At 70.1% G+C, this 12,809-nt stretch carries 14 protein-coding genes; 4 read left to right on the top strand and 10 right to left on the bottom strand.

The window, feature by feature from the left end; all coding sequences use genetic code 11:
• Window positions 1–173: 173 nt before the first annotated feature.
• The 4 genes from bhcA to bhcD all read left to right on the top strand — a co-directional run bounded on the left by bhcA (window position 174) and on the right by bhcD (window position 4,604).
• The gene (gene bhcA / locus H0I76_RS17820) at window positions 174–1,385 is read left to right on the top strand and encodes an L-aspartate--glyoxylate aminotransferase BhcA (RefSeq protein ID WP_200613098.1); all 1,212 of its coding nucleotides are present in this window, start codon (window positions 174–176) and stop codon (window positions 1,383–1,385) included.
• A 10-nt stretch (window positions 1,386–1,395) separates the two neighbouring features.
• A complete protein-coding gene (bhcB, locus tag H0I76_RS17815; protein ID WP_200613095.1) occupies window positions 1,396–2,349 on the top strand; it encodes a beta-hydroxyaspartate dehydratase BhcB in 954 nt (317 codons plus the stop codon).
• A 10-nt stretch (window positions 2,350–2,359) separates the two neighbouring features.
• Entirely contained in the window at window positions 2,360–3,523 is a 1,164-nt protein-coding gene (bhcC, locus tag H0I76_RS17810) for a 3-hydroxy-D-aspartate aldolase BhcC (RefSeq protein ID WP_200613092.1), read from the top strand.
• Window positions 3,524–3,623: 100 nt separating this feature from the next.
• Window positions 3,624–4,604, top strand: coding sequence for an iminosuccinate reductase BhcD (gene bhcD / locus H0I76_RS17805; protein ID WP_200613090.1), 981 nt, complete (start codon window positions 3,624–3,626; stop codon window positions 4,602–4,604).
• Window positions 4,605–4,608: 4 nt separating this feature from the next.
• On the opposite strand, the gene H0I76_RS17800 is transcribed toward bhcD, so the two are convergent.
• The 10 genes from H0I76_RS17800 to smpB form a co-directional block, all read right to left on the bottom strand.
• A complete protein-coding gene (locus H0I76_RS17800; protein ID WP_200613087.1) occupies window positions 4,609–5,364 on the bottom strand; it encodes an SDR family NAD(P)-dependent oxidoreductase in 756 nt (251 codons plus the stop codon).
• Window positions 5,361–5,900: a DUF3833 domain-containing protein gene (locus H0I76_RS17795; protein WP_200613085.1), complete on the bottom strand. Its 540-nt coding sequence runs from the start codon at window positions 5,898–5,900 to the stop codon at window positions 5,361–5,363. The genes H0I76_RS17800 and H0I76_RS17795 overlap by 4 nt, the downstream gene beginning before the upstream one ends.
• Window positions 5,887–7,152 carry an MFS transporter gene (locus H0I76_RS17790; protein ID WP_200613083.1) on the bottom strand — a complete coding sequence of 422 codons (1,266 nt, stop codon included), beginning with the start codon at window positions 7,150–7,152 and terminating at the stop codon, window positions 5,887–5,889. Before H0I76_RS17790 ends, H0I76_RS17795 begins: the two co-directional genes overlap by 14 nt.
• On the bottom strand, window positions 7,145–7,663 hold the full coding sequence (locus H0I76_RS17785; protein WP_200613081.1) for a chalcone isomerase family protein: 519 nt from the start codon (window positions 7,661–7,663) through the stop codon (window positions 7,145–7,147). Before H0I76_RS17785 ends, H0I76_RS17790 begins: the two co-directional genes overlap by 8 nt.
• Window positions 7,660–8,421: a DUF1365 domain-containing protein gene (locus tag H0I76_RS17780; RefSeq protein WP_200613079.1), complete on the bottom strand. Its 762-nt coding sequence runs from the start codon at window positions 8,419–8,421 to the stop codon at window positions 7,660–7,662. Before H0I76_RS17780 ends, H0I76_RS17785 begins: the two co-directional genes overlap by 4 nt.
• Window positions 8,409–9,674 (bottom strand): NAD(P)/FAD-dependent oxidoreductase, encoded by a 1,266-nt coding sequence (locus H0I76_RS17775; protein ID WP_200613077.1) that lies wholly within the window; start codon window positions 9,672–9,674, stop codon window positions 8,409–8,411. The genes H0I76_RS17780 and H0I76_RS17775 overlap by 13 nt, the downstream gene beginning before the upstream one ends.
• Window positions 9,675–9,934: 260 nt before the next feature.
• Entirely contained in the window at window positions 9,935–10,918 is a 984-nt protein-coding gene (locus H0I76_RS19730) for an OmpA family protein (RefSeq protein WP_200613075.1), read from the bottom strand.
• Window positions 10,919–10,922: 4 nt separating this feature from the next.
• Window positions 10,923–11,495, bottom strand: a complete 573-nt coding sequence (locus tag H0I76_RS17765; protein ID WP_200613073.1) for a peroxidase-related enzyme — start codon at window positions 11,493–11,495, stop codon at window positions 10,923–10,925.
• Between the two features lie 17 nt (window positions 11,496–11,512).
• On the bottom strand, window positions 11,513–12,247 hold the full coding sequence (locus H0I76_RS17760; RefSeq protein ID WP_200613071.1) for a GNAT family N-acetyltransferase: 735 nt from the start codon (window positions 12,245–12,247) through the stop codon (window positions 11,513–11,515).
• Window positions 12,248–12,328: 81 nt separating this feature from the next.
• Window positions 12,329–12,805 (bottom strand): SsrA-binding protein SmpB, encoded by a 477-nt coding sequence (gene smpB, locus H0I76_RS17755; RefSeq protein WP_200613068.1) that lies wholly within the window; start codon window positions 12,803–12,805, stop codon window positions 12,329–12,331.
• Between the last annotated feature and the right edge of the window lie 4 nt (window positions 12,806–12,809).

Here is a 12,809-nt window from a genome sequence, read left to right as displayed (position 1 = left end):
ACGAGATTCATTTTCCAGCCCGGCCCCGCGACACGGGAATGGAAAAATGAATTTCCGTTATCATACAATGTATTTGGCATTTTTCACCGGCATTTTGGAAAACTTTTTCAGAAAAATTGCAAACCGGATCGATGGCGCGCATGGTCCCTGCAACCCGGCGAGGAGGATACGCCATGACTGCCAACCTGCCTGTCTTCAGCGGCCAGAACCCGGTCTTCATCCCGGGGCCCACGAACATCCCGGACCGCCTGCGCTATGCCATGAGCATCCAGACCACCGACCACCGCGCGCCCGATTTCGTCGAGCTTCTGGGCCCGCTGCTGGGCGATCTCAGGAAGGTGTTCAAGACTGCGACTGGCGAGGTCATCACCTTTCCCGCCAGCGGCACCGGCGGCTGGGAGGCGGCGATCACCAACACGCTCTCGCCCGGCGACAAGGTGCTGGTCGCGCGCTACGGCATGTTCTCGCACCGCTGGATCGACATGTGCCAGCGCCACAACCTCGATGTCGAGGTGATCGAGTGCGAATGGGGCTGTGGCGCGCCGGCCGATCGGTTCGGCGAACGGCTGGCCGCCGACACGGACCACGCGATCAAGGCCGTCCTCGTCACGCATAACGAGACCGCGACGGGCGTCGTCTCGGATGTCGGCGCGGTGCGCCGGGCGATGGACGCGGCCGGTCATCCGGCGATGCTCTATGTCGACTGCGTCTCGTCGCTGGCCTCGATGGATTTCCGGATGGACGAATGGGGCGTCGACCTCGCCGTCACCGGCAGCCAGAAGGGCTTCATGCTGGCCACCGGCATGGCCATCGTCGGCGTCTCGCGCCGCGCGATGGAGGCGACCAGGACCGCGACCTGCCCGCGCTGCTTCTTCGATTTCCGTGACATGGGGGGCGCGAACGCCAAAGGCGGCTTTCCCTACACGCCGCCCCTGCAGATCATGTACGGCCTGCGCGAGAGCCTGAAGATGCTGCTGGACGAGGGGCTCGACGAGGTCTTCGCCCGCCACCACCGCATCGCCGAGGGCGTGCGCGAGGCGATCCGGGCGTGGGGCCTCTCGCTCTGCGCCAAGAGCCCGGACCTCTACTCCGACACGGTCAGCTGCGTCTACGTGCCCGAGGGCTTCGACAGCAATCTCCTGACCAACCACGCCTTCGACACCTATGGCGTCTCGTTCGGGGTGGGGCTGGGCCCGATGTCGGGCAAGGCCTTCCGGATCGGGCATCTGGGCTCGCTCACGGACGTGATGGCGCTTTCAGGCATTGCCACGATCGAGATGGCGATGAAGGATCTGGGTTACCCGATCCGGCTGGGATCGGGCGTCGCGGCCGCGCAGGAATACTATCGCGCGACCGCCGGCGCCACGCGCAAGGCCGCGGCCTGAGGAGGCGAGCATGCAGATCCCGACCTTCGCCGACGTCGAGGCGGCCGCACGACGCGCGGCCCCCTACATCCACCGCACGCCGGTGCTGACCTCGAGCTTTCTCAACGCGCTCACGGGGGCCGAGCTGTTCTTCAAGTGCGAGAACTTCCAGAAGGCCGGCGCCTTCAAGGTGCGCGGAGCATGCAACGCGGTCTTCGGCCTCTCGGACGAGAATGCCGCGAAGGGCGTCGCGACCCATTCCTCGGGCAACCATGCGCTGTCGCTGAGCTATGCGGCGGGGCGGCGGGGCATTCCCTGCCACGTGGTGATGCCGCGCACCGCGCCGCAGGCCAAGAAGGACGCGGTGCGCGGCTATGGCGGCCAGATCACCGAATGCGAGCCCTCGACCTCGTCGCGCGAGGCGGTCTTTGCCGAGGTGGAGGCCCGCACCGGGGCCGAGTTCGTGCATCCCTACAACGACCCGCGCGTGATCGCGGGCCAGGGGACTTGCTCGCTGGAACTGAACGAGCAGGTGCCGGGGCTCGACGCGGTGATCGCGCCCATCGGCGGCGGGGGGATGGTGTCGGGCACCTGCCTGACGCTGTCGACGATCGCGCCGCAGGTGAAGATCTACGCCGCCGAGCCCGAGCAGGCCGACGACGCCTTCCGAAGCTTCAAGGCGGGCCAAATCATCGCCGACGACGCGCCGGTCACGGTGGCCGACGGGCTCAAGGTGCCGCTGAAGGAGTTGACCTGGCATTTCGTGTCGAACCATGTCACCGACATCCTGACCGCCAGCGAGCAGGAGATCGTCGACGCGACGAAGCTGACCTGGGCGCGCATGAAGATCGTGATGGAGGCGTCGAGCGCCGTGCCGCTCGCCACCATTCTCAAGAACCGGGAGGTGTTCGCGGGCAAGCGCGTCGGCGTCATCATCACCGGCGGAAACGTAGACCTGGACAAGCTGCCCTGGATCGAGGGCTGAGGAGGACGCCATGAACGCACCCGCGAAACTCGAGGGGCTCGAGGTCGGCTACGACATCCCCGCCCTGCCCGGCATGGACGAGGCCGACATCCAGACGCCCTGCCTGATCCTCGATCTCGACGCGCTCGAGCGCAACATCGTGAAGATGGGTGAATATGCCAGGGCGCACGGCATGCGCCACCGGGCGCATGGCAAGATGCACAAGTCGGTCGACGTGCTGAAGCTGCAGGAGCGGCTCGGCGGCGCCATCGGCGTGTGCTGCCAGAAGGTGTCCGAGGCCGAGGTCTTCGTGCGCGGCGGCATCAAGGACGTGCTGGTGTCGAACCAGGTGCGCGACCCGGCCAAGATCGACCGGCTGGCCCGCCTGCCCAAGCTGGGCAGCCGCATCATCGTCTGCGTCGACGACGCCGACAACGTGGCCGAACTGAGCAAAGCCGCCGAAAAGCATGGCACGACCATCGAGTGCTTCGTCGAGATCGACTGCGGCGCCGGGCGCTGCGGCGTGACCACCAGCGCTGACGTGGTCAAGATCGCCAAGGCGATCGACGCGGCCCCGGGGCTGAAATTCGCCGGCATCCAGGCCTACCAGGGCGCGATGCAGCACATCGACTCCTACGAGGAGCGCAAGGCCAAGCTCGACGCCGCCATTGCCATGGTGAAGGACGCGGTCGCAGCGCTCGAGACGGCAGGGCTCAAGCCCGAACTGGTCTCGGGCGGGGGCACCGGCAGCTATTATTTCGAGAGCGAGTCGGGCGTCTACAACGAGCTCCAGTGCGGCTCCTACGCCTTCATGGACGCCGATTACGGCCGCATCCACGACAAGGACGGCCGCCGCATCGACCAGGGCGAGTGGGAGAACGCGCTGTTCATCCTGACCAGCGTGATGAGCCACGCCAAGGCCGACAAGGCGATCTGCGATGCCGGGCTGAAGGCGCAGTCGGTCGATTCCGGCCTGCCCTTCGTCTATGGCCGCGACGACGTGAAATACATCAAGTGCTCGGACGAGCACGGCGTGATCGAGGACCCCAAGGGCGTGCTCGAGGTCAACGAGAAGCTTCGCCTCGTTCCCGGCCACTGCGACCCGACCTGCAACGTGCACGACTGGTATGTCGGCGTTCGCAACGGCAAGGTCGAGACCGTCTGGCCGGTCAGCGCGCGCGGAAAGGCCTACTGAGGCCAGCCGGAACGACATCGCCCTTCCCCGCGCGGGGAGGGGAAGGCGGGAGGGCGTCGCGCTCCCGCCCTTTTGCCCCCGACAAGATGAAGGACACGCCATGACCGATGACGGAATTCTCGTGGTCTCGGAAGATGCCTGCCGCGAGCTCGTCGGCCGCAAGGACGCCTTCGACGCGGTCGAGGCCGTCTTCGCTGCAATGGCCCGGGGCGATGCCTACAACTTCCCCGTCATCCGCGAGGCGATCGGCTATGCCGACGCGCTTTACGGCTTCAAGTCCGGCTTCGACCGGGCGGGGCTGGCGCTGGGACTGAAATCGGGCGGCTACTGGCCGGGCAACGCCGCGAAGGGGCTCACCAACCACCAGTCCACGGTGTTCCTGTTCGACCCCGACACCGGGCGGCTCAAGGCGCTGGTCGGCGGCAACTATCTCACGGCGGTGCGGACGGCTGCGGCAAGCTCGGTCTCGATCGCGCATCTCGCCCGGCCCGACGCCCGGGTCCTGGGCATGGTCGGCGCCGGCCACCAGTCGGCCTTCCAGCTGCGCGCGGCGGCCGAGCAGCGGAGCTTCGAGAAGGTCGTCGCCTGGAACTTCCATCCCGAGATGCTGCCGGCGCTGGGCAAGGTCGCGGCCGAGATCGGCCTGCCCTTCGAGGCCGTCGAGCGCGAGCGGCTGGGCGCCGAGGCGGACGTGATCATCACCATCACCTCGGCCTTCGAGCCGCTGATGATGAGGGACTGGATCAAGCCCGGCACGCATATCGCCTGCATGGGCACCGACACCAAGGGCAAGCAGGAGGTCGACGCCGCGCTGGTCGCCGCCGCCACGGTCTTCACCGACGAGGTCGCGCAGTCGATCAGCATCGGCGAGGCTCAGCATGCGGTCGCGCAGGGGCTGAAGGCCGAAGCCGACATCACGCCCATCGGCGCGGTGATCAACGGCGCGCATCCGGGGCGAAACTCGGAGGCCGAGATCACGCTGTTCGACGGAACCGGGGTGGGTCTGCAGGACCTCGCGGTCGCCTCGGTCGCCGCGGACCTGGCGAAGGCGGGCGGCCGGGCGCAGGTGGTGCGCCTCTGAGCCCTCAGCCCACGGGCTTCGACAGCCGCGCGACCAGCCAGAAGTAGAGCGGGCGCGGCAGCCAGGCCAGCACCTTGAGGATCAGGGCGAAGCGGCGGGGAAAGGCGATCTCGAAGCCGCCGCGCTCCATGCCCCGGCGCAGGCGGCGCGCGGCCTCGTCGGGCTGCATCAGGAAGGGCATCGGGAAATCGTTCTTCTCGGTCAGCCGCGTGGCGACGAAGCCCGGATTGCAGACCTGCACGTTGATGGGCAGGCCGCGCAGGTCGCAGCGCAGGTTCTCGGCCATGTGGATCAGGGCAGCCTTGGTCGCGCCGTAACCCCAGGCGTCGGGCAGGCCGCGATAGCCCGAGACCGAGCCCACGATCACCACATGTCCCGCCCGGCGCGCCACGAAGTCGGGCACGACGCATGCGAGCACGCGGAAGGCGCCGGCGAGGTTCACATCGACCATCTGCTCGAGCGCGGCGACATCGGGCGCGCGCGCCGACATCGGCTGGTAGGCACCCGCGTTGTAGATTACGCCATCAAGCACGCCGGCAGCCTTGAACGCCGCCTCGACCGCGCCCGCGTCGGTCACGTCGCAGGGCGCGACCGCGTGCCCCGCGCCGGGAAGCTCCGCCACGAGCCGGTCGAGCGCCCCGGCATCGCGCGCCGAGATGACGAGGGATGCACCCGTCCGCGCAAGCTCAAAGGCAAGCGCCCGGCCGATCCCGGCGCTTGCGCCCACGAGCCAGTAGCGTTTGCCGGACAGAGCGGTCATCGGGGCAGCTTGCGGAAAGTGACGATCAGCTCGCCCACCGTGACGCCGAACTTCGACATGCGCGCACGGTTGATCAGGGTCCCGTCCTCCGTGAGGTAGAACCAGTCCTCCATCGACACGGTGATCTCGTCGCCGCCCTCGCGCTTGAGGCGGAGGCGGTAGCGCATCGTCGCGGCGCTACCGGACTGGGCGCCCACGGCCTCGCCCTCGACGTCGTGCGCGGTGGCGGTGAAGTTCCGGTCGTCGGTGAAGGTGAGCGTCCAGGTGCGCTGCTCGGTGCGGCCGTCGCTGTAGACGAAATCCTCGGCCAGCGTGCCGGTGCTGCCCTCCCACTCGCCGACCATGTCGACGGTGAAGCGCAGTTCGGCCTCGCCCGAGCGCCCGAAGAAGATGCCCGAGGCCGCGAGCGGCCCATCGAGATACTCGCGCAGGTCCAGCCTGGGCGTCCCGGCCGCGTAGTCGTCAAGGCTTTGTCCGCCGCAGCCAGAGAGCGTGGCGGCGAGCGCAAGAGCGGCGGCAAGGCTAGGACGTGGCAAGGGATCTCTCCTTCTCGACGGGCAGGACCGCCAGCATCGCGATGGCGGCGAGCTTGAGGAAACAGGGCACCAGCGCATAGGCGGCCGAAAGGGCGTCGCGGCCTTGGGCATCGACCGCGCCCGGCTCGAAGCCGCCAAGCGCCAGCAGCGGCAGCGCCACGCCCGCGGCCAGCGCGAGCGCGGATTTCTGCAGGAAGGTCCAGAGGGCGAAGACGCGCGCGCCCCCGCCCTCGATCCGCGCGGCCAGCATCGCCGGGGCAAGCGTCATGTCGGCGCCGAGCGCCGCGCCCGAGGCCAGTGCCACGCCGTAGAAGGGCGCGACATCGCCGGGCCCCAGCGCATAGGCCCAGGCGAAAGCCGCGATCGAGAGCGACATGCCGAGCGCCAGCGTCCTCCGCCGCCCTGTCCGCGCCGCAAGCCGGGCCCAGAAAGGCGCGGCCGCCGCGGCCGCGGCGAAGAACACCAGCAGCATCGGTCCGGCATGGGGCTCGGCCTGCAGCACGCCGCCAACGAAGAACAGGAACAGCGTCGAGGTCACCGCGGTCGGCAGCGCGTTGACGAAGCCGAAGGCGAGCATCGCCCCCACCCCGGGCGTTTCCAGCGCCTGGCGGAAGCTGCTCGCAGCACCTTCGGCCGCGCTCTCGATCGCACCCGAGGCGCGCCAGCGACCGGCCATCGCGCCGGCGGCGACCGCGGCCACCACGACGAACAGAAGCGCGAAGCCGAGGAAGCCCGCCTTCGGCCCCAGCACCGCGCCAAGCACCGCCGGCGCCATCGCCGCGAGGCAGATGCCCACCAGGCCGCCCGCCTCGCGCCAGAGCGCCACGCGGGTGTGGCCGCCTCCGGCCGCGCGCGCGAGCGCGAGCCCGTGGTCGTAGAGCGCGATCTGCAGCGCGCTGAAGCCCGTGAAGGCGGCGACCAGCCCCAGCGCCAAGCGGACAGGGGCGTCACCCCAGCCGGGCGGCGCGAACAGCACGACGAAGCCCGCCGCGAGCAGCGCCGCCGCCGCCAGCGCCCAGACCTCGCGGTAGCGGCGGGTTCGGTCGGCCAGCCAGCCCAGCACCGGGTCCTGCACGCTGTCGAGCGCGCGCGCCGCCAGCAGCACCGCGCCCAGCGCCCCGAGCCCGAGACCCATCTCCTCGGCGTAATAGCGCGGCGCGTGGACATAGAGCGGCAGCCCGCCGAAGGCCAGTGCCGCCGCCATCAAGCCGCCGCGCGCGAGCTCGCCGCGCGCAAGGGCGGTGTCAGCCATCGCAGCGCCCGTCAAGCAGCGCCGTTCGTCCCTCGGGGTGTCGGGTCTTCTCGCCCAGCCAGATCGAGAGGAAGAGCTCCGCATCCTGCGTCAGCGCCCCGGCCTGCGCGCCGTTCACGAAGAAGATCACGCGGCCTGGCGCGTCGCGCCAGGCGGTGATGCGGTCGCCCGGCGCGACATCGCGGAAGGCCCGGGTCATCTCGGTGCGTGCCGCGCCGAAGCTGTTCTCGGGCCGATCCGAGATGCGCGCCATCTCCTCGACCGAGGCCGCGACCAGTTCGTCGCGCGAGAACTTCGACCGGTAGGTGAGCGAGAGGCCGTAAGAATCGCCCGGAAGCTCGCGCGCGTCCGTCCACAGCTCGGCGCGGTAGAAATCCCAGAACAGGAACCGGTAGTCGCTGCAGCCCGCAGGACGTTCGGCCTCGATGAGCGGTGCGAGCTCGCTGGGCGCGGCGAGGGCGGCCGGGGCAGCGGCGGCAACGGCAAGGGCGGCAAGGGCATGGCGGATCATGTCACGCGCTCCTCGGATGGCTCGGGGCGCGCGCGGTAGCGCACCCCCTTGAGAAAGAGCTTCAGGGCCTGCCAGTGGATCAGGGCGGTCGCCTTTGCGGCACCCAGCGGCCGGCGCGCCAGCGCGCGCAGAAGCTCGGCGTCGGTGAAGGGGCGCCGCGTGCCGGTCAGCGCGGTCGTGAGCCCGCCGCCGCGGCCGTCATCGTAGCTGATCCAGACGCCGATGCGCTCGGCGCCCAGCACGAAGCGGAAGCGATAGCGCCCCTCGATCCCGAAGAAGGGCGAGACGTGGAAGCGCTTCTCGGCCTCGACCCATTGGTCGGGCCGGATCGGCCCGCCATCGGCGGCGCGGCAGAGATAGCAGTGCCGGTCGCCGAAGGTGTTGTGCACCTCCGACAGCACCGCGACCAGCGCGCCGCCCGCATCCTGCATGAACCAGAAGCTGACCGGGTTGAAGGCATAGCCCCAGTAGCGCGGGTGGGTCAGCAGCGAGACCGTGGCAACCTCGCCCAGGCCTGCGTCGGCGGCGATGCCGCGCACCCAGGCGGCGCCGCCCTCGGCCGCGAAGCCGTGGTCCGACGGGCGCAGCGTCACGAGGTTGCGCCGCCCGAACGAGAAGAGCCTTGGCGTGCGCCCGCCCGAAAGCTGGTCTTCGGACAGCATCACGTAGTCCATGCCGTAGGCGAAGGCGTTCTTCACCGGCATGGTCCGCGCGTGCGTCACGCGCGCGGCGATGATGGCGGGGCTCAGCTCTGCCATGGCGGCGTGACACCGAGTTCGCTGGCCACCGTGACCGCGCTGCGAAGCCCGTCCTCGTGGAAGCCGTGCCGCGTCCAGGCCCCGCAGAACCACGTCCGGTTGCGGCCCTGGATGGTCGGCAGCTCGGCCTGAGCCGCCATGGCGTGAAGGTCGAACTGCGGGTGGTGGCAGACGTGCTGATCGAGGATCTTGTCCTCGGGGATCGGCCGCGCGGGGTTGAGCGAGACGAACAGCGGCGTCGTCTCGGGGATCCCCTGCAGGCTGTTCATCCAGTAGGTGACCGAGGCCGAGCTTTCCTGCGCCGTGCTCGACGCCTGGTAGACCCAGCTCGACCAGCAGGCCCGGCGCTTGGGCATCTGGCTCGCGTCGGTGTGCAGGATCGCGAGGTTGGGCTTGTAGCGCACGCGCTCGAGCACCCGGCGCTCGGCGGCATCGGCGTCGGCGAGCAGCGCGAGCGTCTGGTCGGAATGCCCGGCCAGGATGACCTGGTCGAAGCGCTCGGGCTCGGCCCCATCGGTCTTCACCAGCACGCCATGCCCGTCGCGCGTCACGGCGCGCACCGGCGCGCCGAGGCGCAGCTCGGCCGCCATGCTGGTGGCCATGCGGGCGACATACTCGCGCGAGCCGCCATCGACCGTCCACCACTGGTGTTGGCCGTTCAGCGACAGAAGGCCGTGGTTCTCGAAGAACCGCGCCAGCGCCAGCGCCGGGAAGTTGCGCATCTCCTCGCGCGGCGTCGACCAGATCGCACCGCTCATCGGCAGCAGGTAGTAGCGGGTGAACCACTCGCCCAGGCGCTGCGCCTCGATCAGCCCGTCGATGGTCATGCGCGGGTCGCTCTGCGCCACCGCCAGCGCGGTGCGGTTGAACACCATGATGTCGCGGATCATGCGCCAGAAGGCCGGCCGAAGCGCGTTGGCGCGCTGGGCGAGCGCGGCGTTGACGGTCTTGCAGCCATACTCGATCGCGCCATCGTCGACCGAGACGGCAAACGACATGTCGCTTTGCTTGGTCGGCACCGCCAGATGCTCGAACAGGCCCGTCAGGTGCGGGTAGTTCACGTGGTTGAAGACGATGAAGCCCGTGTCGACCGGCACGGGACCATCCGGCCCTGCAACCTCGATCGTGCGGGCATGCCCGCCGAGGCGCTTCTCGGCCTCGAACAGCACCACGTCGTGACTCCGCGACAGCAGCCACGCGGCCCCGAGGCCCGCGATCCCGCCCCCGACAACGGCCAGTCTTAGTCTTTCCATGCAACGCTTCTCCCGACGCGGTTTGATCGGTAAGTCCTACGCAGGCGGGCCGCGACCGGATCACCCGGCACGATGATTTCGTGCCGCCCATGTGCCTTCGGCTGCGGCACGGGGGCCGTCGGCGCCGGCGCCGGCGGCCCCTCAGGGAAGGGGAGAGGACGCGCAGAACCATTTCCGGCTGGCAGCCCAATCCGGTCGCGAAGATCAGCGCGCGCAAGACGGGCAGGCGGCGGCGCGGTCGGGGGCAAAGGACCCGGGGGTCAGCGCAGGACCAGCTCGACCCTGCGGTTCAGGGCGCGCCCCGCCTCGGTATCGTTCGCGGCGACCGGCGCGAGCCAGCCCGCGCCATGTGCCTCCATTCGATCCGGGGCGACGCCACGTTCGGCAAGGGCGGCCATCACCGCATCCGCCCGCGCGCGCGAGAGCTCGACATTGGCTGCCAGCGCGCCCTGGTTGTCGCTGTGGCCGACGATGGCGACGCGGATGTCGGAGTTGCGGCTCAGCAGCCGCGCCAGCATGTCGAGCGCCTCGTCCGAGCCGGGCGAGAGCCGCGCACCCCCGGTCTCGAACACCAGCCCCTCGACGGGGACATGACCCTTTGCCATCAGCCGGTCGAACAGGCTCTTCTCGTCCTGCGGCAGGATCAGCGTGTCGGTGGCAGCCTCGACGCCGGGAGACGGTGTCACGCGCAGGGCGCGCTCGCCCGGGCGCACGGTCACGGTCTGCACATAGACCTGGCCGAGCACGCGGCTGGCCAGAACCGAGACATAGACCGATCCGCCGTCCTCGGCCTCGCGCCGCATCGAGAGCTGCTGGAAGTCGGCCGTGTCGATCAGCATGGCGGGCGCGGGCAGAAGCGCGACCGCGAAGCGGAAGTCGAAGCCGCCACATTCCCCGGTGCGGCAGCTGAAGACCGGCATGAACCCCAGCGCGTCGAGCCGCTCGCGGTAGCCCGCGATCGTGTCGGCGGTGGTCGCGGCGGGGTCCTCGACGCGATAGGCCCGCATCACGACCTCGCCCTCGAGGCTCAGGGCATTGGGGCCCGCCGGCCCGTAGGCGCCGACCGGCAGGTCATAGCGGTCGAAGGGCTGGCTGCGGGTGCCGGTCTGGATCGCCCCCTCAGGCGCGCCGGGGTCGATCGAGGCGAGATCCTGTCCCGGCACGGGCTCCTGCGCGGCGGCGGGGACGGGGCCGGTCATGCCCAGCGCCAGCGCGATCAGCGGTGCGAGCCAGCCCCGCCACACGGCCTCAATCCCGTCCCCGCCAGTGGTATTCCGGGTTGGGCAGCATGCCGGTCGCGCTCGCCATCCGGTTCGACATGTTGAAGAAACCGGCGACCGCCGCAAGGTCCCAGATGTCGGCGTCGCTCAGGCCATGCTCGCGCAGGCGCGCGCGATCCTCCTCGGCGATCTCGGCGCTGGCGCGCGTCATCTTGACCGCGAAATCGACCATCGCCCGCTGGCGCGCATCGAGGGGTGCGTAGCGGTGGTTGAAGGCCATCGCCTCGCCCAGCGCAGGATCGCCGGAGAGCTCGCGCACCGCCGCGCCGTGGGCGACAAGGCAGTACCAGCAACGGTTCTCGGCCGAGACCGCGACCGCGATCATCTCGCGCTCGAGCTTGCTCAGCCCCGAGGGCGCCAGCATCAGGTCGTTATACATGAGCGAGAAGGCGCGCAGCTTCTCGGGCCGGTGAGCATAGGCGACCAGCACGTTCGGGATCAGGCCCAGCTTGTCCTGGCACTTGGCGAAGAGCTCGGCCACGTCTTCGGGCAGGGGATCGGGCAGCGGCAGGTCCAGGGCGGTGGGTCGTGGCAGGTCCATGCGGGGCTCCCGGTCGCTCAGTCCAGAACGCGGTAGTGGTAGCGGGCCGCGACCGTCATGCCCAGCCCCTCGTAGAGCGCGTGCGCCGCCGCGTTCGCCTCGGTCACGGCGAGGGCGAGCCAGGGCGCGTCGTGCTCGAGCGCAAAACGCGCCGCGCCGCGCAGAAGCGCGCCGCCCGCCCCCTTGCGCCGGAATACCTCGCCGACCTCGATCGCATGGATCATCGCGATGCCGTCGTCGATGGCGACGAAGGCCACGCCCGCGGGCCGGTCCTCGACCCGGGCGAGCAGGACCGCGCGGGGCCCGGCGGGGCGGTCCATGACCGCGCGCCGCCCCGGCCCGATGCCGCCCTCGGCCCAGATCTCGTCGACGATGCGCAACGGGGTCTCGACCCGGATCACCCGCGCGGTCTGGTCCGCGCCGTCGTCGATCGAGACCGCCGGGGCGCAGTAGATCACGACCGGGTCGATCACCGCGTAGCCGCGCGCATGCAGGGCGTCGTCCAGCGCCTCCTCGCCCGGTGTCACGCGAAACAGCGGCTGCTGCCCCCAGGCCGCGAGCCCCGAGACCGCGGCGCCGATGTCCGGCAGACTGCCCGCGGCCAGCGCCGAGGCGGCCGAGACGCGCTTGCCCCCGCCCACGCCGCGCCGCAGGCGCCAGCCCGCGACCTCGCGCTGCTCGGCCGCCGGCCAGGTCACGTCGACGGCATCCAGCAGGCGCTCGGCGTCGGGCGGCGTCGGCCCGTGATCCATCTTCTCGGCTCCCCGATCGGCGCGTCCTCAAGAGGTCAATAGGACGGCCATGCGCGCCGACGCAAGCGCCGCGCGCAGCGCTCAGCTCTGCTTGAGCAGCCGCGCCTTCTCGCGCGCCCAGTCGCGCTTCTTCTCGGTCTCGCGCTTGTCGGCCATCTTCTTGCCGCGGGCGATGCCGATCTCGATCTTGGCGACGCCGCGGTCGTTGAAATAGAGCTTGAGCGGCACCAGCGTCATGCCCTCGCGCCCGACGCCCTTGAACAGGCGCGCAAGCTCGCCGCGCTTGACCAGGAGCTTGCGGCGGCGGCGTTCCTCGTGGCCAAAGGCGCGGTCCTTCGACTGGCTGAAGGGCGGGATGTAGCTATTGATCAGCCACAGCTCGCCCCCCTCGATCGAGGCGTAGCTCTCGGCGATGTTGGCGCGGCCCTCGCGCAGCGCCTTGACCTCGGAGCCCTCGAGCACGATGCCGCATTCGAGGCTGTCCTCGATGAAGTAGTTGTGGCGCGCCTTGCGGTTCTCGGCCGCGATGCGCTGGGGTGCGGGTTTCTTCGCCGACATGCCC

Origin of the sequence: Thermohalobaculum xanthum (genome assembly GCF_016623495.1) — a bacterium.
GTDB lineage: Bacteria > Pseudomonadota > Alphaproteobacteria > Rhodobacterales > Rhodobacteraceae > Thermohalobaculum > Thermohalobaculum xanthum.
The sequence above is the reverse complement of the archived record's forward strand: the minus strand, read 5'-3'. Positions and strand labels throughout refer to the sequence as shown.